The sequence below is a fragment of the Duganella sp. GW821-FHT01E12 genome, assembly GCF_059422325.1.
The window spans coordinates 328,904-349,292 of the sequence record NZ_JBWKWR010000004.1; the positions used below are offsets into that span (position 1 = coordinate 328,904).

At 65.3% G+C, this 20,389-nt stretch carries 19 protein-coding genes and 1 tRNA gene; 13 read left to right on the plus strand and 7 right to left on the minus strand.

Annotated elements, in window-relative coordinates:
- Window position 1: 1 nt before the first annotated feature.
- The 3 genes from AC07WS_RS14780 to AC07WS_RS14790 are packed head-to-tail and all read right to left on the minus strand — an operon-like array spanning window position 2 to window position 3,582.
- On the minus strand, window positions 2-2,194 hold the full coding sequence (locus AC07WS_RS14780) for a formylglycine-generating enzyme family protein (RefSeq protein WP_494729813.1): 2,193 nt from the start codon (window positions 2,192-2,194) through the stop codon (window positions 2-4).
- Window positions 2,194-2,832 (minus strand): trimeric intracellular cation channel family protein, encoded by a 639-nt coding sequence (locus AC07WS_RS14785; protein WP_117009744.1) that lies wholly within the window; start codon window positions 2,830-2,832, stop codon window positions 2,194-2,196. Before AC07WS_RS14785 ends, AC07WS_RS14780 begins: the two co-directional genes overlap by 1 nt.
- A 57-nt stretch (window positions 2,833-2,889) precedes the next feature.
- The gene (locus tag AC07WS_RS14790) at window positions 2,890-3,582 is read right to left on the minus strand and encodes an FMN-dependent NADH-azoreductase (RefSeq protein ID WP_494729814.1); all 693 of its coding nucleotides are present in this window, start codon (window positions 3,580-3,582) and stop codon (window positions 2,890-2,892) included.
- Window positions 3,583-3,697: 115 nt separating this feature from the next.
- Between AC07WS_RS14790 and AC07WS_RS14795 the strand changes: the two genes are divergently transcribed.
- Window positions 3,698-4,591, plus strand: coding sequence for a LysR substrate-binding domain-containing protein (locus AC07WS_RS14795; RefSeq protein WP_494729815.1), 894 nt, complete (start codon window positions 3,698-3,700; stop codon window positions 4,589-4,591).
- Between the two features lie 4 nt (window positions 4,592-4,595).
- Here AC07WS_RS14795 and AC07WS_RS14800 read toward each other — a convergent pair whose 3' ends face one another.
- Complete coding sequence (locus AC07WS_RS14800) at window positions 4,596-5,264, minus strand: Smr/MutS family protein (protein WP_494729816.1); 669 nt, start codon at window positions 5,262-5,264, stop codon at window positions 4,596-4,598.
- A gap of 3 nt (window positions 5,265-5,267) precedes the next feature.
- On the minus strand, window positions 5,268-6,221 hold the full coding sequence (gene trxB / locus AC07WS_RS14805; protein WP_494729817.1) for a thioredoxin-disulfide reductase: 954 nt from the start codon (window positions 6,219-6,221) through the stop codon (window positions 5,268-5,270).
- A 247-nt stretch (window positions 6,222-6,468) separates the two neighbouring features.
- Here trxB and AC07WS_RS14810 point away from each other — a divergent pair, with 247 nt between their 5' ends.
- From AC07WS_RS14810 to AC07WS_RS14845, 8 genes are all read left to right on the plus strand, one after another.
- Window positions 6,469-8,826 (plus strand): DNA translocase FtsK, encoded by a 2,358-nt coding sequence (locus tag AC07WS_RS14810; RefSeq protein ID WP_494729818.1) that lies wholly within the window; start codon window positions 6,469-6,471, stop codon window positions 8,824-8,826.
- A 15-nt stretch (window positions 8,827-8,841) separates the two neighbouring features.
- Window positions 8,842-9,477 (plus strand): outer membrane lipoprotein chaperone LolA, encoded by a 636-nt coding sequence (gene lolA / locus AC07WS_RS14815; protein WP_494729819.1) that lies wholly within the window; start codon window positions 8,842-8,844, stop codon window positions 9,475-9,477.
- A gap of 64 nt (window positions 9,478-9,541) precedes the next feature.
- The gene (locus tag AC07WS_RS14820) at window positions 9,542-10,846 is read left to right on the plus strand and encodes a replication-associated recombination protein A (protein WP_494729820.1); all 1,305 of its coding nucleotides are present in this window, start codon (window positions 9,542-9,544) and stop codon (window positions 10,844-10,846) included.
- A 166-nt stretch (window positions 10,847-11,012) separates the two neighbouring features.
- On the plus strand, window positions 11,013-11,393 hold the full coding sequence (locus AC07WS_RS14825) for a BPSL0067 family protein (RefSeq protein ID WP_494729821.1): 381 nt from the start codon (window positions 11,013-11,015) through the stop codon (window positions 11,391-11,393).
- 3 nt (window positions 11,394-11,396) lie between these two features.
- Window positions 11,397-11,831: an STY0301 family protein gene (locus tag AC07WS_RS14830; RefSeq protein ID WP_494729822.1), complete on the plus strand. Its 435-nt coding sequence runs from the start codon at window positions 11,397-11,399 to the stop codon at window positions 11,829-11,831.
- Between the two features lie 162 nt (window positions 11,832-11,993).
- Window positions 11,994-13,289, plus strand: a complete 1,296-nt coding sequence (locus AC07WS_RS14835) for an NRAMP family divalent metal transporter (protein WP_494729823.1) — start codon at window positions 11,994-11,996, stop codon at window positions 13,287-13,289.
- Between the two features lie 148 nt (window positions 13,290-13,437).
- The gene (locus AC07WS_RS14840; protein WP_494729824.1) at window positions 13,438-15,066 is read left to right on the plus strand and encodes a diguanylate cyclase domain-containing protein; all 1,629 of its coding nucleotides are present in this window, start codon (window positions 13,438-13,440) and stop codon (window positions 15,064-15,066) included.
- Window positions 15,067-15,127: 61 nt separating this feature from the next.
- Complete coding sequence (locus AC07WS_RS14845; protein WP_494729825.1) at window positions 15,128-15,961, plus strand: alpha/beta fold hydrolase; 834 nt, start codon at window positions 15,128-15,130, stop codon at window positions 15,959-15,961.
- 4 nt (window positions 15,962-15,965) lie between these two features.
- On the opposite strand, the gene AC07WS_RS14850 is transcribed toward AC07WS_RS14845, so the two are convergent.
- Window positions 15,966-16,385 (minus strand): hypothetical protein, encoded by a 420-nt coding sequence (locus tag AC07WS_RS14850; protein ID WP_494729826.1) that lies wholly within the window; start codon window positions 16,383-16,385, stop codon window positions 15,966-15,968.
- A 67-nt stretch (window positions 16,386-16,452) separates the two neighbouring features.
- Window positions 16,453-16,788: a DUF2917 domain-containing protein gene (locus AC07WS_RS14855; protein WP_494729827.1), complete on the minus strand. Its 336-nt coding sequence runs from the start codon at window positions 16,786-16,788 to the stop codon at window positions 16,453-16,455.
- A 175-nt stretch (window positions 16,789-16,963) separates the two neighbouring features.
- On the opposite strand from AC07WS_RS14855, the gene AC07WS_RS14860 reads away from it, so the two are divergent.
- The 4 genes from AC07WS_RS14860 to AC07WS_RS14875 all read left to right on the plus strand — a co-directional run bounded on the left by AC07WS_RS14860 (window position 16,964) and on the right by AC07WS_RS14875 (window position 20,281).
- Window positions 16,964-18,415 carry an aminotransferase-like domain-containing protein gene (locus tag AC07WS_RS14860; RefSeq protein ID WP_494729828.1) on the plus strand — a complete coding sequence of 484 codons (1,452 nt, stop codon included), beginning with the start codon at window positions 16,964-16,966 and terminating at the stop codon, window positions 18,413-18,415.
- Between the two features lie 131 nt (window positions 18,416-18,546).
- Window positions 18,547-18,744, plus strand: coding sequence for a hypothetical protein (locus AC07WS_RS14865; RefSeq protein WP_494729829.1), 198 nt, complete (start codon window positions 18,547-18,549; stop codon window positions 18,742-18,744).
- A 91-nt stretch (window positions 18,745-18,835) separates the two neighbouring features.
- Entirely contained in the window at window positions 18,836-20,125 is a 1,290-nt protein-coding gene (serS, locus tag AC07WS_RS14870) for a serine--tRNA ligase (RefSeq protein WP_494729830.1), read from the plus strand.
- Window positions 20,126-20,191: 66 nt separating this feature from the next.
- A tRNA-Ser gene (locus AC07WS_RS14875) sits at window positions 20,192-20,281 on the plus strand.
- Window positions 20,282-20,389: the final 108 nt, after the last annotated feature.

Sequence of the window (20,389 nt, forward strand, 5' to 3'; positions counted from 1 at the left end):
ATTAATTTTCGCTTGCATCTTTTACGCCCCGGAATCCGACACCGCCGGAGCGGTCCTTCGACGGCGCCATCAGCAGGTATTTGCCGTGTTCGTTCAGCTTGTAGGCTTGCGGGAAGTACCAGTACGAGTCCTGCGGCTGATAATAGCTGCCACCGCGCAGGATGGCCGCGCGGCTATGTTCGTCGGCGAACTCGTTGGTCCATTGCCAGACGTGGCCGACCATGTCCTCGATGCCGAACGGGCTGGCGCCCTGCGGGTGCTGGCCGACCGGCTCCGGCGCCGGCAGTTCGCGTCCCTTGGCCGGCGCGGGAACTATGGCCGCGTTCCACTCGTTGCCCCAGGGGTAAAGGCGGCCGTCGCCGCCTTGCGCGGCGTACTGCCATTCCCATTCGTTCGGCAGGCGCTTGCCGGCCCAGCGCAGGTAGGCGCGGGCATCCTCCAGCGCCACCCAGGTCACCGGCCGGTTTTCATCGCCGGCTTTCGGGCTGCCATCGACCCAGTGTTTCAGGAAATTGTGCTCGTCCTGCGGGTGGTAGGCCGTGGCGCTGACGAAGGCCTTGAACTGGGCGTTGGTGACCGGGTACTTGTCCATGTAGAACGGCTTGATCGCCAGGCTGTGCACGTGGCCGCGCCTGGCGCTGGGCTCCCACGGATATTGCACGTCCAGTCCCGGCTTGTTTTCGCCTTCGATTTCGACGCCGTGCACCTGGAAATCGAACACCGTCCCCGGTATCCTGACCATGCCGTCGGGCTGGCCTGCGGCGGGCCGGGTGGCTTCTACCGGCGTCATTTTCTGCGGCAGAGGCTGCCACTGGCCGGAGTACGACAGCAAGGGCCGGGCCGCCTGCCGCGCCAGGCGTTTCAGGGCCGGGTCCAGGCCGGCGACGTGGGCATCGCGCTCGACGCGCAGCACGGCGCCGTAGCCGTGCGCTTCCAGCGGCATGCTCAGCTCCGCATAACCGGCGCGCACCTGCGGCGCGATTTCCCTGCCGTTCCAGAGATCGAAGTAGCGCTGTCCCGGCTGGTGCGCAACGCGCATGATGCGCTCGTCCACGCTCCAGTCGGTGCGGTTGATGACCGTCCACAGCGTGCTCCCCGGCAGCGGGAACTCGCTGGCGTAGACGCCGTAGTGCAGCGTCGGCACATGCGGCACCCAGCCGGCGCTGACCAGATGATCGGGAAAGGCGCGGTAGATGGTGGCGATGCGGCGCATGGCCTCGCCGTCGCGCGCGGTGAACTGGTTCCACCAACCCCAGACGTTCTCCCAGCTTTCGATGCCGACGCCGTTGAAGAAGGCGTCCTGCAGGATATTGCTGCGGTCGGTGGCCCAGCGGTCGCACACGTGGACCATGTGGCGCGGCTCCATCCACTTCCACTTGCTGACCAGCGGCACCAGCGAGTTCGGCCAATAGCCCCAGCTGTGCTGGTTGTAGGCCAGCATGGCGTCGTCCTTGAACGCGAGCTCCGGCTCCAGCGCGACCGGATGGCCGGTGGCGTCGGCGGCGGCGCGGTAGGCCAGCGGCAGGCCGTCCATGGTGTCGCCGTTGATGCCGTCCGCGCCGATCTCCGCCATCAGCGCCGCCGTCGCCTGAGGCATGGTCGTGCCGATGTCGCGCGAGCCGGTATCCCACGGCATGGTCGGGAAGAAGACCTTCACGCCGCGCGCGTGGAAGTCCGCGATCAGCTGCCGCACGCCGGCGATGCCGCCGGGCAGGTCGCGCACCATGTCCCACTGGTTGCGGTTGTCGATGCCGAGGTTGGGATAGACCGGCCACAACAGGACGCTGTCGATGCCGCCGTAGCGCCGCTCCAGGTCTTGCAGATAGCGGTCGACGGTGTAGCGTCCGGCGACGGGGTCGTACAGGTAGCGGTCCTCCACCATCGCCTGCGGCTGCACGAAATTGCGCTGGGTCCAGCGCAGCTCTGGGCGGCGGTACTGCGCGTCGTCGTAGCCGATGGCGGCCAGCCGATCGCTGCGCCAGGCGCGCATGGCGGCCAGCCATTCCGCGTGCTTGCCGTTGGGATCGCGCTTCCAGTTGTTGAGGCGGGCAAGCCAGTCCGCCTCGCCCATATCCTGCTGGTCGGGGCCCAGCAGCTGGCTGCCGCGCACCTCCACCGCGACCGGCGCCGCGGCCGCCTGCGCGACGATCGCGCCCGATAACAGGGCCGCCAGGACGGAGGGGGTAATTTTCATCAGTTCTTGTGGTAGTGGAGGTGCAGTTCGAACTTCCAGGTGACCAGCCGCAGCAGCGTGATGCAGGCCGCGCTGGCCCACAGCGCGAAGTCGTCGGAGACGTCGGTGTATTGCAGGCCGATGTACATCCAGCAGCCGAAGAAGGCGCAGATGGCGTAGGGTTTGCCGTCGCGGAAGACCATCGGCACCTCGTTGCAGACGATGTCGCGCAGCACGCCGCCGAAGATGCCGGTGATCACGCCCATCATCGAGGCGATGAACAGCGGCATGTGCGCGGCCTGCGCCTGCGACACGCCGGCCACGGCGAACAGGCCCAGGCCGATGGCGTCGGCGATCACGATCAGGCGTTCCGACAGGATCTGGCGCAGCGTGCGCATCAGCGGCGCGGCCACCAGCGCCAGGATGAAGATCAGGATCGCGTATTCCTGGTGCAGCACCCAGAACAGCGGCCGCCGGTCGAGCAGGATGTCGCGCAGCGTGCCGCCGCCGAACGCGGTGATGAAGGCCACCGTGAACACGCCCACCACGTCCATGCGCTTGCGCCGCGCTTCAACGAAGCCGGAAAACGCGCCCACCAGAATCGCGACTACCTCGATGACGGTGATCAGGGAAACGTGCGGGACAGGGACGTGCTTCATGTAGGCCGATGGACAAATTGACGATGCCATAGGTTAACATGGCAAACCGACCACGTGTCATGAATCTGCTGCCTGGCGCAGTTGCGCACCCAACAGCGCGACCAGGCGCTCGACGTGTGACTCCGCCGCCACAATCGACTCCTGCAAGCGGGCGTCGCCGAACTCGTCGAATTCGACGGCCACGCCGTGCACGTCGGTGATGCCGATATAGCCCAGCGCCGTGGTGATGGACGGTTCGACGTGGTTCATGTGGGCGATGCGCTGGCCCTCGCCGTAACCGTAATCGCCGCGAGAACTGAGGATGACGAACGATGTGCGGTTCTGGTCCAGCAGCGGCCAGTAGGGCGCGCCGGCCCGGCTGCGGTCAAAGCCGAAGGTCCGGCCCACGCGCACGATGTTGTCGATGTAGGCCTTGAACTGTGCCGGCACGTTGAAGTTATACATCGGCACGCCCGCGACGACCAGGTCGGCCGCGCAGAGCTCATCGATCAGCTGATCGCTTTCTCGCAGCACCGCGTCCATCCACGGCAGGCGCTGCTCCGGCTTGGTGAAGGCCGCATGGATCCACTCGCCCGTCACATGCCGCGGTGGATGGGCGCCCACATCGCGATAGATCACGGTGGCGTCCGGATGCGCGGCGCGCCAGCGGGCGACGAAGTGCGAGCTCAGGCGCCGGGTGTGCGAGCCGAACGGCTGGTTTGCGGAATTGCCGGGGCGGGCGCTGGAGTCGAGGTGCAGGAGTGTGGTCATGGTTTGTTTGCGGTATGCTCGTGGGTTGTCGAGCAACGACTATGGGCCGCGCCGCCAGGTCCGGCAAACCAGCTGAATTGATGCCAGATGAATTGGATTCACCCGAGGACATTCCATGTTTCGTGCTTTACCGGTTATTGCGTTGCGCACCTTCGAATCCTCGGCGCGCCACTTGAGCTTCAAGCTCGCCGCCGAGGAGTTGGCGGTGACGCCGGGCGCGGTGTCGCATCAGGTGCGCACGCTGGAGGAGTGGCTGGGCGTGGCGCTGTTCGACCGCCTGCCGCGCGGCGTCCGGCTCACGCCCAAGGGCGAGAAGCTGTTCCACTCGCTGCACTCGGCGCTGGCCGACCTGGCGCAGGTGACCGACAGCCTGCGCGCGGTGCCGGCGGCCGGCCGCCTGACCGTGACCACCGCCTCCTCGTTCGCCGCGCTGTGGCTGGTGCCGCGCCTGGACCGCTTCTACGCCAGGCACCCGGAAGTCAACCTCAGGCTGGACACCTCGACCGCAACCGTCGACCTGCAGCAGGATGCCAGCGTCGACGTCGCGATCCGCTACGGCGGCGGCCCGTATCCCGACCTGTACAGTCCGGGCAGCATGGTCGAATCATTCGGCGTCTACGGCGCGCCGGGCCGGGTGGAGCAGTGGATGGCGCATGCGGCGCCGTCGCTGATTTCTGTCCACTGGAACAAGTCCACGCTGTACCGCGACAGCTGGCGCGCCTGGTGCGACGCCGCAGGCAGGGATTGGCTGCCGACGCTGGCGCTGAGGGAATATGCGGAGGAAATGTACGCGTTCCAGGCGGCGATCGCGGGGCAGGGGCTGGTGATGGCCAGTTCCATCCTGGTCGCCGACACGGCGCAGCGGGGGCTGTTGAAGGCGGCGCGGCCGGACATACAAATCCCCGGCGGCACCTACACCGTGTTGTGCGTGCCGGGCCGGGAACGGCATCCGCCGGTGCGGGCTTTCTTCGACTGGTTGCGCGGCGAGTGGGACGCCGCCGCGCCGTGAAGCGTTAGCGCACCGGCTTGAGCGCGGCGCGCAGCAGCACGATCAACGCGCCTTCGCCGCCTTCGGACGAGCGCGCCTGGCAGAAGGCCACCACTTCCTCCTTCTGCACCAGCCAGCTGTGCACCATGGACCGGAGCACCGGCTCCTGGCCCTTGGAGCCGAAGCCGCGCCCATGGATCACGCACACACAGCGGTAATTGCGCATGGCCGATTTGCGCAGGAAATCGCCGATGGCGTCGCGCGCGTCGTCGCGGCGCAGGCCGTGCAGGTCCAGCTCGTCCTGTACCGGCCAGTGGCCCTTGCGCATCTTCTTCACCACGTCCGGACCCACGCCGGGTGCCGAATAGTTCAGCGCCGGGTCGTCCTCCAGGTAGTGGTCGACTTCGAACAGGTCGGACAGCGACTCGCGCAGCACCGCCGCATCGTCCTCGGCCTGGGTCAGCTTGCGGGCCGGCGCGGCGGCCGTGGCGGCCGCTTTCGGCAGCGACGGCACGTAGCGGTCCGACACCGGCATGCGCTTGACGCCGCCCACGCTGGACTGGAAGATGTTGGCCTCCACCGCCCGGGTTTTCTCCTGTTTGACGCGCTCCGCCTCGGCGGCGGCGCGCGCGTCGGCCTGTTCCTTGAGCTGCTTGGCCAGGGATTTCAGGTCGGCGAAGTCTTTCAAGCCCACGACTTACTCCTGGCCTTCGAGGTAGCGCTGGGCGTCCAGCGCGGCCATGCAGCCGGTGCCGGCGCTGGTGATGGCCTGGCGGTAGATGTGGTCCTGCACGTCGCCGGCGGCAAACACGCCCGGCACGCTGGTCGCGGTGGCCATGCCCTCGGTGCCGGTCTTGGTCTTGATGTAACCGTTGTGCATGTCCAGCTGGCCTTCGAAGATGCCGGTGTTCGGCTTGTGGCCGATGGCGATGAACAGGCCGTGCACGGTCACGTCGGTGACGGCGCCGGTGTCGGTCGAGGCGATCTTGATGCCGGTCACGCCGCTGTCGTTGCCCACCACTTCCTGCAGCGTGTGGTTGTACTTGATGACGATCTTGCCCTCGGCGACCTTGGCGTTCAGGCGGTCGATCAGGATGGCCTCGGCGCGGAACTTGTCGCGGCGGTGGATCAGCGTGACCTTGGTGGCGATGTTGGACAGGTACAGCGCCTCCTCGACGGCGGTGTTGCCGCCGCCGACCACGGCCACTTCCTGGCCACGGTAGAAGAAGCCGTCGCAGGTGGCGCAGGCCGACACGCCCTTGCCCATGAACGCCTGTTCCGAAGGCAGGCCCAGGTACTGCGCCGAGGCGCCGGTGGCGATGATCAGCGTGTCGCAGGTGTACTCATGGCTGTCGCCGATCAGGCGGATCGGCTTTTCCTGCAGCTTGACGGTGTGGATGTGGTCGAACACGATCTCGGTGTTGAAGCGTTCGGCGTGCTGCAGGAAGCGCTGCATCAGGTCCGGGCCCTGCACGCCCATCGGATCGGCCGGCCAGTTTTCCACGTCGGTGGTGGTCATCAGCTGGCCGCCTTGCTCGACGCCGGTGACCAGCATCGGCTTCAGGTTGGCGCGCGCGGCGTAGATGGCGGCGCTGTAGCCGGCGGGGCCGGAGCCAAGGATCAGTACACGGGCGTGTTTAGGAGTGGTCATGGAAGGCTTCTTAATATGTTGGATTAATCCGAATTTGGGGGCATTTTTCGTGACGGCAAGGACGGCCGGACGGCGGCCGCTCTTGCATTCACGCAGGCAATGCAAGATTATAGTGCAAGCAGCCGGTCAGGATGAATCGTCGGGCCTGTTGTGGCCCATATGCCTTAGAATAGCCATATCTGAATTTCCTGATCGATAAGATTGCAACACCTTTATACCTATGAGCAGTAAAAAAGTTCAGGAACGCATGCCAAAAGCCACTTCCTCCGGTTCTTCCGCCTATACCCGCACCCCGACCGAACGCCAGCCCCTGCCCAACCGGCTGGTGCGGCTGCTGTCGGAGGCGCGCTGGCTGGCGCTGGCCGTGCTGGGCTTGTATTTCGTGCTGATCCTCGTCAGCTACGACAAGCTGGACCCCGGCTGGTCCCACGAAACGCTGGTGCCCAAGGTGCACAACCTGGGCGGCCGGGCCGGCGCCTGGCTGTCCGACCTGCTGCTGTATATCTTCGGCTTCTCGGCCTGGTGGTGGGCGTTCTGCCTGCTGCGCATCGTCTGGCTGGGTTATCGCCGGCTGACGCAGAAATATGTGCTGTCCCGCGAACCTGATCCAGAACACGCCCAGGAACCGCTGATCCGCGCGATCGGCTTCGTGCTGCTGTTCATCGGTAGCGTCGGGCTCGAATACCTGCGCATGTACACCTTGCACGTGCAGCTGCCGCGTGCGCCGGGCGGCGTGCTGGGGCAGTTGATCGGCCATTCGGCGCACGTCGCGTTCGGCTTCACCGGCGCGACCCTGCTGCTGTTGCTGCTGTTCGGCCTGGGCCTGAGCCTGTTCTTCCACGTCTCCTGGCTGACGCTGGCCGAGCGCATCGGCGGCGGCATCGAGCTGATGATCGACTGGTTCATCCAGCGCTACCAGTACCGCGAGGACCGCCGCCAGGGCGAGGTCGCGGCGGTCAAGCGCGAGGAGGTGGTGGTCATCGAGCGCGCCAAGCATGTGGAGAAGCATCCCGTGGCCGCGCCGCCGGTCAAGATCGAGCCGCAGGTGGTCACGGTGGTCAAGTCCGAGCGGGTGGAGAAGGAGCGCCAGGCCAATCTGTTCCAGGACCTGAGCGGCGACAGCGCCTTGCCGGCCCTGTCCCTGCTGGACGAGGCGGCCGAGGTGCAGGAAACCGTCTCCATCGAGACGCTGGAATTCACCAGCCGACTGATCGAGAAGAAGCTGTCCGACTTCGGCGTCGAGGCCAAGGTGGTGGCGGCCTATCCGGGTCCGGTGGTCACGCGCTACGAGATCGAGCCTGCCACCGGCGTCAAGGGCAGCCAGATCGTCGGTCTGGCGCGCGACCTGGCGCGTTCGCTGTCGCTGACCTCGATCCGCGTGGTCGAGACCATCCCCGGCAAGAACTACATGGCGCTGGAGCTGCCGAACCCCAAGCGCCAGATCGTGCGCCTGAGCGAGATCGTCGGCTCCAAGGTCTACAACGACAACCCGTCGCCGCTGACCGTGGCGCTGGGCAAGGACATCGCCGGCAAGGCCGTGGTGGCCGACCTGGCCAAGATGCCGCACCTGCTGGTGGCGGGCACCACCGGCTCGGGTAAATCGGTGGGCATCAACGCCACCATCCTGTCGCTGCTGTACAAGTCCGACCCGGCCGACGTGCGCATGATACTGATCGATCCGAAGATGCTGGAGATGTCGGTGTACGAGGGTATCCCGCACCTGCTGGCGCCGGTGGTGACCGACATGCGCCAGGCCGGCCACGCGCTGAACTGGGCGGTCAACGAGATGGAGCGCCGCTACAAGCTGATGTCCAAGCTGGGCGTGCGCAACCTGGCCGGCTACAACGCCAAGATCGCCGAGGCCAAGAAGAAGGAAGAGCACATCCCGAATCCGTTCAGCCTGACGCCGGATTCGCCGGAGCCGCTGGAAAAACTGCCGACCATCGTCATCATCATCGACGAGCTGGCCGACCTGATGATGGTGGTCGGCAAAAAGGTGGAAGAGCTGATCGCCCGTATCGCGCAGAAAGCCCGTGCGGCCGGCCTGCACTTGATTCTGGCGACGCAGCGCCCATCTGTGGACGTGATCACGGGCCTGATCAAGGCCAACATCCCGACCCGCATTGCGTTCCAGGTGTCGTCCAAGATCGACTCGCGCACCATTCTGGACCAGATGGGCGCGGAAACGCTGCTCGGCATGGGCGACATGCTGTACATGCCGCCGGGCACGGGCCTGCCGGTGCGGGTGCACGGCGCCTTCGTGTCGGATGACGAGGTGCACCGCGTGGTCAAGCACTTGAAGACCACCGGCGAGCCGGACTACATCGACGGCATCCTCGAAGGCGGCACGCTGGAGGGCGAGGGCGGCGGCGCGGGCGGCGAGGCGGGCGAGGGCGGCGGCGAGGCCGATCCAATGTACGACCAGGCGGTGCAGGTGGTGCTGAAGAACCGCCGCGCGTCGATCTCGCTGGTGCAGCGCCATCTGCGCATCGGCTACAACCGCGCCGCGCGCCTGCTGGAACAAATGGAAAACAGCGGAGTTGTCTCCGCCATGCAATCGAACGGCAACCGCGACATCCTGGTGCCGGCCGCCAGTGCGGAATAAAATAGGATAAACAGTATGATGCGTTTCAAACATATCGCGGTGTTGACCGCCGGCTTGCTGGCCGCGACCCTGGCCCAGGCCAGCGCGCTGGAGCAGTTCAAATCCTTCGTCGCCTCGACCAAGGCCGCCAAGGGCGAGTTCACGCAGAAGCAGGTCAAGAACACCAACGGCGAAACGCCCAAGGCGTCCAACACCGCCACCGGCACCTTCGTGTTCGCCCGTCCGGGCAAGTTCATCTGGACCTACGTGAAGCCCTACGACCAGGTGCTGCAGGCTGACGGCGACCAGCTGTTCATCTTCGACAAGGACTTGAACCAGGTCACGGTGAAGAAGCTGGGCGACGCGCTGGGCTCGTCGCCGGCCGCCATCCTGTTCGGCAGCAACGACCTGGAGAAGAATTTCACCTTGTCCGAGGCCGGCAACAAGGATGGCCTGGAATGGCTGAAGGCCGTGCCGAAAGCCAAGGACACCAGCTTCGAGCAAATCACCATCGGCCTGCGCAACGGCTTGCCGGAAGCGATGGAGCTGAAGGACTCGTTCGGCCAGACCTCGGTGCTGTCGTTCCGCAAGATCGAAAAAAATCCGGCGCTGACTGCGACGAGTTTTAAATTCGTCATGCCGAAGGGCGCCGACGTATTCAATAATAACTAACGCCTGCCGTCGCGGGTGACGACGCCGCAGCCGCGACGCTGCGGCGTTTTTCCATTTAAAGATCATGGCAGACTTATTTTCCACCGAACCGCGCCAGCCGCTGGCCGAGGCCCTGCGGCCCAAGACGCTGGACGACGTCATCGGCCAGCACCACCTGCTGGGGCCGGGCAAGCCGCTGCGCCTGGCGTTCGAGTCGGGCCAGCCGCACTCGATGATCTTGTGGGGCCCGCCGGGCGTGGGCAAGACCACGCTGGCGCGCCTGACCGCCAACGCCTACGAGTGCGAGTTCATCGCCCTGTCGGCCGTGTTCTCGGGCGTGAAGGACATCCGCGCCGCGATGGAGCAGGCCCAGCACAACCTGGACATGGGCAAGCACACCATCCTGTTCGTCGACGAGATCCACCGCTTCAACAAGTCGCAGCAGGACGCCTTGCTGCCGTATGCCGAGTCCGGCCTGGTCACGCTGATCGGCGCCACCACCGAGAACCCTTCGTTCGAAGTTAACTCGGCGCTGCTGTCGCGCTCGCAGGTCTACGTGCTGCATTCCTTCGACGAGTCCGAGCTGCGCCAGCTGGTCGACAAGGCCCGCGCCAAGGTGCTCACGCATCTGGAGTTCGACGAGGCCGCCATCGACACGCTGATCGGCTACGCGGACGGCGACGGCCGCAGGCTGCTGAATCTGCTTGAGCAGACCAGCACGGCCGCCAACGCCGCCAAGACCAACAAGATCACGCCCGAGTTCATCCAGAACGCGCTGACCTTGAACGCGCGCCGCTTCGACAAGGGCGGCGACAATTTCTATGACCAGATCTCGGCGCTGCACAAGTCGGTGCGCGGCTCCAATCCCGACGCCGCCCTCTACTGGCTGTGCCGCATGCTGGACGGCGGCGCCGACGCCAAGTACCTGTCGCGCCGCATCGTGCGCATGGCGTGGGAGGACATCGGCCTGGCCGATCCGCGCGCGATGCAGCTGGCCAACGACGCGGCCGCCACGTATGAGCGGCTCGGATCGCCGGAGGGCGAGCTGGCGCTGGGGCAGGCCGTGATCTACCTGGCCATCGCGGCCAAGAGCAACGCCGGCTACAACGCCTTCAACCAGGCCATGGCCTTCGTCAAGAAGGACAAGTCGCGCGAGGTGCCGGTCCATCTGCGCAACGCGCCGACCAAGCTGATGAAGGAGCTCGGCTACGGCCACGAGTACCGCTACGCCCACGACGAGCCGCACGCCTACGCGGCCGGCGAAACCTACCTCCCCGACGACATGCGCGAGCCAGGCTGGTATCAGCCTGTGCCGCGCGGCCTGGAAATCAAGATAGGCGAGAAGCTGGCGCAGTTGAAGAAGTGGGATGAGGAGGCCAGGAAGGAATAAGAGAAGCACCCAATTGGGTGCTTTTTTATTATTTCCAGTTGAGGGACGTTGGTACCTTGCCCGCCATGGGATTTGTCAAGACGCTCTGAAGCAACCAAGTCGATGATGGGAGCTCTCGCGGCGGCTGCAAACCGCATCTGCCAAATCCATTTCATGGAGGTTCAAAATGCCATTTGTGTACAAGGATGTTGCGACTTTGGAAGGCAAGGACAAGGTGGGCGATGCTGAGTGTGTTACGCTCATCAAAACCTATACCAATGCTGGCTGGACCGGGCGCTGGAGGCAAGGCGCTGCGGTCGTCGGGAACAAAAGCATTGTGCGGGGAACTGCGATTGCGAATTTCGTCGACGGCAAGTGGCCCGGCCGCAACCATGGCAATCATTCGGCCTTCTACATGGGACAAGTATCGGATGGCATCTACATCCTCGACCAATGGCCGGACAAAAATAAGATCGGGAAGCGTTTCATCCGTCGCAAGGGTAAGGATGCCCGCGGTAACTTCATTAACCCCACGGATAACGCTGATGCGTTTTTCATCATCGAGTAAGCCATGAAGTTATATCGAATTTCGATAGGGCTATGCTGCCTCGTGCAGATGGGGCAGGCGGCGGCCGGTGCGGTGCGGTATGAATGCCCTCAAGAATTGCCAACGGCCTCGGTAAAGGTCGATAGTCCACGGCAGGGCTGGAAAACCTTTGTTGGTTCGCCGATGTATCTTAGCGGTGCGGCACCTGCCGATGGTCCTCCCGAGCGCCTTGGAATCCTTCGCGGCGAAGATGGGCCGCGAACCAAGACATCATGGGTCCAAAAATATTCGCTCGAAGGGCCATACCCCGAGGGCAAATGGCTGCGTTGCGATTACGGGGCGATGGGGGAAGTGTCCATGGCTACGCGTCTGCCTGATGACATCAAGGAATGCTCGGTCACTGGGAGGAAGGGGCAGCATGCGGGCGAAAATGTATTCGAGATAGCCTGCAAAAAGTAAGCTGACTCCCCGATGATTTGCACGAGCCCGGCTGGCATCGGCCCATGCCGCGCAGCCTTGAAAGCAAAATTTCCGATAAGATGGCCCCCCTGCGCAAGCTCGGCGAAGATGCCGGCGCTGGCCGCGCCCAAGTCCGGGCGGCCTTTACTTATTGGATGAATCATGCCGAATGCTGACCACACCGTTGCCGCGCCCGAGCGCGACGGCGCCGCCACCTGGCTGGAGAAGCTGGGCCCCGGCCTGATCACCGGCGCCGCCGACGACGACCCGAGCGGCATCGCCACCTATTCGCAGGCCGGCGCGCAGTTCGGGTTCCAGATGCTGTGGACGATTTTCCTTACCTATCCGCTGATGGTCGGCATCCAGGTGGTGAGCGCGCGCATCGGGCGCGTCAGCGGCAAGGGGCTGGCCGGCAATATCCAGGAACATTTCCCCGCCTGGCTGGTGCGCGTCATCGTCGCGCTGCTGCTGGTCGCCAACACGGTCAACATCGCGGCCGACGTCTCGGCCATGGGCGAGGCCATGACGCTGATCGCCGGCGGCTCGTCGCGCTGGTATGCGGCGCTGTTCGGCGTGATCTCGCTGCTGCTGCAGGTGTTCATTCCCTACCACCGCTACGTGCGCATCCTGAAGTGGCTGACGCTGGCCTTGCTGGCCTATGTGGCGACGGTGTTCACCGTCCACGTGCCCTGGCTGGACGTGGCCGCGGCCACCGTGCTGCCGCATCTGGAATGGTCGCCGGCCTACATCACCACCATGGTGGCGGTGTTCGGCACCACCATCAGCCCCTACCTGTTTTTCTGGCAGGCCTCGCAGGAGGTGGAGGACATGCAAGCCTCCCCGCAAGCGCGGCCGCTGATCGAGGCGCCGGACCAGGCGGGCGCCAGCTTCCTGCGCATCAAGGTCGACACGGTGATCGGCATGGGCTTCTCCAACCTGGTGGCCTTCTTCATCATGCTGACCACGGCGGTCACGCTGCACCGGCACGGCATCGCGTCGATCGAGACCTCGGCGCAGGCGGCCACCGCCCTGCGTCCGCTGGCCGGCGACTTCGCCTTCGCCCTGTTCAGCGCCGGCATCGTCGGCACCGGCATGCTGGCCGTGCCGGTGCTGGCCGGCTCGGCTGCCTACGCGGTGGCCGGCGCCTTCAGGTGGACCAAGGGGCTGGAGAAGACCGCCTCGCAGGCCAAGGGCTTCTACGGCATCATCGCCCTGGCCACCATCGTCGGCATCGGGCTGGGTTTCACGCCGGTCGACCCGATCAAGGCGCTGTACTGGAGCGCCGTGATCAACGGCGTGATCTCGCTGCCCATCATGGTGGTGATGATGCTGATGTCCGGCCGGACGTCCATCATGGGCCGCTTCGTGATCGGCCGCCGCCTGCGCGTGCTGGGCTGGGGCGCGACGGCGGCCATGGCGCTGGCGATACTGGCCATGTTCTGGACCATGGTGCAATAATTGCGTTGTTGCCTGGCAACGGTGCCGGGTCAATCGTAAACCGGCGTAATATACTTGTAACACCTGGCGCCGCCGAACTCCCGCGTGCAACGATGGCCTGGCCATTCGCTCCGCAGTGTCCTGACGGACTTGCTACACAGGAGTGCTCATGCGGCCTTCATTTGGTTTTTTCTTAAGCTTCAAGTTCAAGATCAGCGCGCTGGTGATTGCGCTGGTGCTGGTTGCCGGCACAGGCAGCGGCGGCATTTCGCTGTTGATCGCCGAGTCGGAGCTGCGGCAGGTGATCGCCCGCCAGGAACTGTCGCTGCTGACCAGCGCGGCGGCCCTGATCGACAGCGACCTGCAGGATAAACGCCAACTGTTGAGGTTGCTGGCCGAGCAGTTCCAGGCCCATCAACTGACGCTAGGTCAAGTCCAGGAAGAACTGGAAACGCACGAGACCTTGCGCGAGGAATTTTTCAACGTCTCCGCCTTCGACGCGTCCGGCACGCTGGTCGCCAGCCTGCGCGACCGCAACGCCAAGCGCATCAATATCGCCGACCGCAAGTATTTCCAGGAGACGCTGCGGCTGCAGGAGGGCGTGGTGTCGGCGCCGTTCAAGAGCGTGCTGTCCGGGCGGCCGGTGATCGTGCTGACCCAGCCGCTGCGCGACGCCGACGGCAAGATCGTCTGCATCCTGCTGGGCGCGATCGACTTGCTGCGGCCCTCGTTCTCGGCGCAGATCGACTCGCTGCGCTCCAGTTCCGACGGCTATCTGTTCATCGTCACCGACGAGGGCGTGATCATCCACCACCCCGACCGCAGCAGGATACTGGAGAAGACCGAGCCCGAACCCGGCAGCGTGCTGGAGGCGGCGCTGCAAGGGGGCGAAGGCTGGCAGGACGGCATCCTCGACGGCGGCGAGCCGGTGCTGCTGGTGCATAAGCATTTGCGCGAGGCCGGCTGGAACATCGCCCTGTCGTATCCCACCGAAAGCGCGTTCGCGCCCATGCGCAGCGTGCGCTGGCGGGCCTTCCTGGGCGCGGCCATGCTGACCGGCCTGGCGGGATTGTTCGGCTGGGGGATCACCAAGAAACTGCTGCGTCCGCTCAAGCGCCTGCACAACCACGTGGAGGACATCAGCGCCGGCCGCGCCGGCATCGAGGTGTTCGATGTGGACCGGGGCGACGAGTTCGGCCACCTGAGCCGGGCGTTCTATGCCTTGTCGCAGCGGCGCGAGCGGGCCGAGGCGGAGCTGCACCGCATCGCCACCACCGACGTCCTGACCGGCATTAACAACCGGCGGATGTTCGACGATTTCCTGCCCAAGGCCCTGGCCCGCGCCGCGCGCGCCGGCCAGCAGGTGGGCCTGGCCTTCCTGGACATCGACCACTTCAAGAGCATCAACGACACGCTGGGCCACGCGGCCGGCGACGAGGTGCTGGTGGAGTTCGCGCACCGCCTGACGGCCGCGGTGCGCACCACGGACACGGTGGCCCGCCTGGCCGGCGACGAGTTCGTGATCGTGTTCGAGCAGCTGGCCTCCAACACCGAGATCGATGTGCTGGGCCGCAAGATACTCGACGCCATGCAGCAGCCCTTCCTGAACGGTACGGCGCAGCTGAAGGTGACGGCCAGCATCGGCATCGCGCTGACGACCAGCTCGGCCGTGTCGGTCGACGAGGTCATGCGCGCGGCGGACCAGGCGCTGTATGGCGTCAAGGCCGCGGGGCGCAACGGCTTCGCCGTGAACATGGTCGGCGCGGAGCGGGTGTTGCGGGCGCGGGTCAAGACCTAGCCGGAGTGCCGTCTCAAATGTTGTAAGATAAAGGATCAACGAGACGACGCAGAGGAAAGCAATGCAGCAGGTGACTAAGGTTGACGGCATCGAAGTCCATATCGAAGGCGAAGGCAGCGAGACCATCGTGATGATCCACGGCTGGCCGGACACCTACCGCGTGTGGGACGCCCAGGTCGAGGAACTCAAGCAGCATTACCGTTGCGTGCGCTTCACGCTGCCGGGCTTCGACATCGCCAAGCCGCGCCGCGCCTACTCGCTCGACGCCACCATTCGCCTGATCTCCTACATCGTCAACAGCGTGAACCAGAAGCAGAAGGTGATCCTGATGCTGCACGACTGGGGCTGCGTGTTCGGCTACGAGTACTATATGCGCAACAAACAGGCGGTGTCGGCGATCATCGGCGTCGACATCGGCGACGCCCAGTCGAAGGCGGTGGAGCGCTCGCGCACCTTGTCGCAGAAGATGATGGTCAAGGGCTACCAGGGCACGCTGGCGCTGGCCTGGGCGATCGGCGGGCCGATCGGCAATATGATGACGCGCTACATGGCGCGCGCGCTGCACGTGCCGTCGCCGATGGAATACATCAGCGTCAAGATGAACTTCCCGTACTACATCATGGCGGCCGGCGAGGCCGGCTCCTACCGCTCGCTGGTGCCGTTCGTGCCCAAGGTGCCGATGCTGTTCATCTACGGCGCCCGCAAGCCCTTCATGTTCCATTCGGACGAGTGGGCCGACAAGCTGGAGGCCAAAGAGGGTTGCAAGGTGGTGGGCTTCAACACCGACCACTGGCCCATGCTGCGCCAGCCGGAGCGTTTCAACCAGGTGGTGCTGGCCTGGCTGGAGAAGCCGGCCGACAACGACGAGGCCGCCGAGCAGGACGCGGCGGCCTGAATCGTCAACGCAGCTTGATCGGCTTCAGGTAGGGCGCGAACGGCGGCGCCGGCAGCTGCACCGAGGCGTAGGCCTCGCGGAAGCAGGCGGCCTTGCTGTTCTCCACGTCGGTGGTGCTGCGCGTGACTTTGCCGCTGGCGTCCAGCGTCAGCACGATCACCACCGGATACCGGGACTTGTCGTGGCAGTTGCCGCGCTCGTCGAGCTTGTTCGAGTTGTTGAAGTTGAGCGACACGTCCTCATACTTGCTGGCCTTGGCGTTCGGGAACTGGGCGTTGAACTTGGCCATCTCGCTGGCGAAGGCCGGATTGGCCGGCGGCGGCGCCTCGTCCTTGGCCGCGCCCTGGCCGCCCATGGTCGAGCAGCCCGCGGCCAGCAGCAGGACGGCGCCGGCGGCGGCGGTTTTCAGCAATGGTGTATTCAAAATCGTACTCCTCGGTGTCTGTATTGTTGATGCATCGTACATAGTCCGGAAAGTACGTGGCGCACGATTAGTTGCGTAGGAGAAATCCTACATCGTGCAAGGCGCTGGCGAACCTGCGCTGGAAGGCCAGCCAGCCGCTGGGCACCTCGGTGTCGGCCGGCAGGCGCACGCGCACCGTGCCGCAGCCGACCGCGTCGATCAGCATCAGGCCGTCGTTCGGCACCTCGAAGCGCTGGCCCTGGCGCAGCATGAAGTCGGTGTGTTCGCCGTAGGCGGTGATCCAGGCGGTGCCGGCCAGGCATTCGATGTGGCGCCCGCCCGCGCCGGCGATGCGCAGCGGATGGTTCTCCGACAGGCGGTATTCGGCCTGTCCCTGGGTCAGTGCGAGTAGTTCCGGTTTCATGGCGGCTCCTGCGTGGTTCATCGTGCCACCAGCATAGCCAGCGGCGCGCGGCCATGACAGATGCAGCAAATCGAAATTGTGACCGTCACACAGGCGATTGCACTAAACTGTCATGGTCGAAATTTGCACCCGCTGTACCTGTCGCGACCGGGCAGGGCGGGGCCACAATACACGGATGTCCACTCACCTCAACCTGTACGAGCAACTGGCCAACGAACTGGGCGGGCTGATCGCCAGCCGCGTGTTCGCCCCGGGCGACCGCCTCCCGTCGATCCGCCACCTGGCGCAGCAGAAGCGCCTGTCCGTCAGCACCGTGATGCAGGCGCTGCGGCTGATGGAGGACCGCGGCCTGGTCGAGGCCAGGCCGCAGGCGGGCTACTACGTGCGCCACCGGGCGCGCATGATGGCGGTGACGACCGACGCCGAGCCATTGCGCGAGCCGGCCTATGTCGGCATCAACAACCTGCTGATGCGGGTGCTGAAGGCCAACGAGGCCAGCGGGCTGGTGCAGATGGGCTCGGCCTGGCCGCTGCACGAGCTGCTGCCGATGAAGCGCATGCAGAAGACCGTGGCGGCCGTCGCCCGCCGCGATTCGTCCCTGTTGAGCACGGTGAGCTGCTACGAGACCAACTACCCGGAGTTCGCCCGCCAGATCGCCCGCCGCGCGCTGGAGTGGGGCCGGCTGGATCTGAACGAGATCGTCGTCACCGGTTCCTGCACCGAGGCGATCAGCCTGTGCCTGCGCGCCGTGGCCAAGCCGGGCGACACCATCGCGATCGAATCGGCCACCTATTTCGTGCTGCTGCAGCTGATCGAGTCGCTGGGCATGAAGGCGCTGGAGATCCCCACCCATCCGGCCACCGGGCCGTCGATCGACGCGCTGGAGCTGGCGATGAAGGCCGGCCTGGTGCAGGCGGTGCTGCTGATCCCGAACGCCAACAACCCGCTCGGCTGCATCATGCCGGAGGCGAACAAGCAACGGCTGGCGCAGCTGCTGAGCCGCCACGATATCCCGCTGATCGAGGACGACGTCTACGGCGACCTGTGCTTCGCGCCGCAACGGCCGTGGCCGGTCAAGGCCTACGACAGCAGCGGCCATGTGATGCTGTGCGCCTCGTTCTCCAAGGCCATCAGCCCCGGCTCGCGGGTGGGCTATGTGGTGGCGGGGCGCTACGCGCAGGACATCGCGGTGCTGAAGATGGTCTCCAGCGGCGCCACCAGCCACTTCTTCCAGGCCGTGCTGGCCGACTTCCTGGCCGGCAGCGCCTACGAGAACCAGCTGCGCAAGATGCGGCGCGCGCTGGCGCAGCGTATCGCCCGCATGTCGGACGCGATCTGCGAAGCGTTCCCGCCGCAGTGCACGGTGTCCGAGCCGCAGGGCGGCTTCGTGGTGTGGGTCGGCCTGCCGGAGCAGGTCGACGCGCTGGCCCTGCACGGCGACGCCATCGAGCAGGGCGTGGCCTTCATGCCGGGGCAGCTGTTCTCCGCGTCCGGCAACTACCGCAACTACCTGCGCCTGAACTGCGGCAACCCGTGGGGGCCGCGCACCGAGGCCGCCATCGTCACGCTGGGCGAGCTGGTGCACCGCCACGCCGGCCAGGCCGGCGGGCTGCGCAGCGCCGCCTGAATCGTTCGTTTTTCGCCGGTTTTTTGCAGTTCAGGCGCCGTTTCCGGCGCTTCGTCGCATCCCGATGGTGGCCCATACGGCCTTTAGGTACAGTACAACCATACCGAAGCAACTACCTGAAGGAGCACATCATGAACATCGCTAAAAACATGGAAATCATCTTCGTCGCCGCCACCGTGCTGGCCGCCGCCACGAGCTTCGCCACCGCCGCCGACACCGCCGTCGCGCCAGCCGCCCCGGCCGCCAAAGTGGCTGTTGCGAGCGCCAAGATGCAAGTGGTCACCGTGACCGCCAAGCGCCTGACCGCCGCCGAAAAAGCCGCACTGTAAGCGCCGCAGCCGGCGGGCTGCTCAAAACTCGCAGGGAAGTGGCATCCTCTTGGTACAATTGTCGTTTTCGATACCACGGCACTTGTTCCCCATGATTGATATCCAACTTCTCCGTAAAGACATAGCCAACGTCGCCGCGCGCCTGGCGACCCGCAAGTTCCAGCTCGACGTGGACGGGTTCAACGCCCTCGAAGCCGAACGCAAAGCGATCCAGACGCGCACCGAAGAGCTGCAGGGCAAGCGCAACTCGCAGTCCAAGCTGATCGGCATGATGAAGGGCAAGGGCGAGGACACCACCGCCCTGATGGCGGAAGTGGCCGGCCTGGGCGACGAGCTCAAGGCCAACGAAACGGCGCTGTCGGCGGTGCAGGCCAAGCTTGCCGACTTCATGCAGGCGATCCCCAACCTGCCGCACGAATCGGTCCCGGTCGGCACGGATGAAAGCGGCAACGTCGAAGTGCGCAAGGTCGGCACGCCGCGCACGTTTGAATTCGAAGTCAAGGACCACGTCGATGTCGGCTCCCCGCTGGGCCTGGATTTCGACGTGGCGACCAAGCTGACCGGCTCGCGCTTCTCGGTCATGAAGGGCGGCATCGCCCGCCTGCACCGCGCGCTGGCGCAGTTCATGCTGAACACCCACACCGACGAGCACGGCTACACCGAGTGCTACACCCCGTACATGGTCAACGCCGATTCGCTGCGCGGCACCGGCCAACTGCCCAAGTTCGAAGCCGACCTGTTCTCGGTGAAGAAGGGCGGCGCGGAGGGCGAGGGCGAGAACTTCTACCTGATCCCGACCTCGGAAGTCACGCTGACCAACATCGTGCGCGACGAGATCGTGGCGGCCGACGCGCTGCCGCTGAAGATGACCGCGCACACGCCGTGCTTCCGCTCGGAGGCGGGCAGCTACGGCCGTGACACGCGCGGCATGATCCGCCAGCACCAGTTCGACAAGGTCGAGATGGTGCAGGTGGTGCATCCGGACACCTCGTACGCCGTGCTGGACGAAATGGTCGGCCATGCGGAAACCATCCTGCAGCGGCTGGGCCTGCCGTACCGCGTGATGTCGCTGTGCACCGGCGACATGGGCTTCGGCGCCACCAAGACCTACGACCTGGAAGTGTGGCTGCCGGCGCAGAACACCTACCGCGAGATCTCGTCGCTGTCGAACTGCGAAGCGTTCCAGGCGCGCCGCATGCAGGCGCGCTTCCGCAACGCCCAGGGCAAGCCGGAGCTGCTGCACACGCTCAACGGATCGGGCCTGGCGGTGGGGCGCACGCTGGTCGCCGTGCTGGAAAACTACCAGCAGGCGGACGGCTCGGTGGAGATCCCGCCGGTGCTGCGTCCGTACATGGGTGGATTAACTCACCTGAAGGCGTAAATACTCCTTCCCTTTTCCCAACGGCCTGCTATAATCTTGCCTTCTCGCAGCAGCAGGTGGGAAAACGGAGAGGTGGCAGAGTGGTCGAATGTACTTGACTCGAAATCAAGCGTAGGGGCGACCCTACCGTGGGTTCGAATCCCACCCTCTCCGCCAAACAACGCTGCTGTAAGAAAATGTACCACCAGGAGAGGTGGCAGAGTGGTCGAATGTACTTGACTCGAAATCAAGCGTAGGGGCGACCCTACCGTGGGTTCGAATCCC

What these genes read in the sequence shown, in the direction of transcription:
- AC07WS_RS14780 (WP_494729813.1), bottom strand. Translation starts at nt 2,194, where the DNA reads ATGAAAATTACCCCCTCCGTCCTGGCGGCCCTGTTATCGGGCGCGATC.
- AC07WS_RS14785 (WP_117009744.1), bottom strand. Translation starts at nt 2,832, where the DNA reads ATGAAGCACGTCCCTGTCCCGCACGTTTCCCTGATCACCGTCATCGAG.
- AC07WS_RS14790 (WP_494729814.1), bottom strand. Translation starts at nt 3,582, where the DNA reads ATGACCACACTCCTGCACCTCGACTCCAGCGCCCGCCCCGGCAATTCC.
- AC07WS_RS14795 (WP_494729815.1), top strand. Translation starts at nt 3,698, where the DNA reads ATGTTTCGTGCTTTACCGGTTATTGCGTTGCGCACCTTCGAATCCTCG.
- trxB (WP_494729817.1), bottom strand. Translation starts at nt 6,221, where the DNA reads ATGACCACTCCTAAACACGCCCGTGTACTGATCCTTGGCTCCGGCCCC.
- AC07WS_RS14810 (WP_494729818.1), top strand. Translation starts at nt 6,469, where the DNA reads ATGCCAAAAGCCACTTCCTCCGGTTCTTCCGCCTATACCCGCACCCCG.
- lolA (WP_494729819.1), top strand. Translation starts at nt 8,842, where the DNA reads ATGATGCGTTTCAAACATATCGCGGTGTTGACCGCCGGCTTGCTGGCC.
- AC07WS_RS14820 (WP_494729820.1), top strand. Translation starts at nt 9,542, where the DNA reads ATGGCAGACTTATTTTCCACCGAACCGCGCCAGCCGCTGGCCGAGGCC.
- AC07WS_RS14825 (WP_494729821.1), top strand. Translation starts at nt 11,013, where the DNA reads ATGCCATTTGTGTACAAGGATGTTGCGACTTTGGAAGGCAAGGACAAG.
- AC07WS_RS14830 (WP_494729822.1), top strand. Translation starts at nt 11,397, where the DNA reads ATGAAGTTATATCGAATTTCGATAGGGCTATGCTGCCTCGTGCAGATG.
- AC07WS_RS14835 (WP_494729823.1), top strand. Translation starts at nt 11,994, where the DNA reads ATGCCGAATGCTGACCACACCGTTGCCGCGCCCGAGCGCGACGGCGCC.
- AC07WS_RS14840 (WP_494729824.1), top strand. Translation starts at nt 13,438, where the DNA reads ATGCGGCCTTCATTTGGTTTTTTCTTAAGCTTCAAGTTCAAGATCAGC.
- AC07WS_RS14845 (WP_494729825.1), top strand. Translation starts at nt 15,128, where the DNA reads ATGCAGCAGGTGACTAAGGTTGACGGCATCGAAGTCCATATCGAAGGC.
- AC07WS_RS14855 (WP_494729827.1), bottom strand. Translation starts at nt 16,788, where the DNA reads ATGAAACCGGAACTACTCGCACTGACCCAGGGACAGGCCGAATACCGC.
- AC07WS_RS14860 (WP_494729828.1), top strand. Translation starts at nt 16,964, where the DNA reads ATGTCCACTCACCTCAACCTGTACGAGCAACTGGCCAACGAACTGGGC.
- AC07WS_RS14865 (WP_494729829.1), top strand. Translation starts at nt 18,547, where the DNA reads ATGAACATCGCTAAAAACATGGAAATCATCTTCGTCGCCGCCACCGTG.
- serS (WP_494729830.1), top strand. Translation starts at nt 18,836, where the DNA reads ATGATTGATATCCAACTTCTCCGTAAAGACATAGCCAACGTCGCCGCG.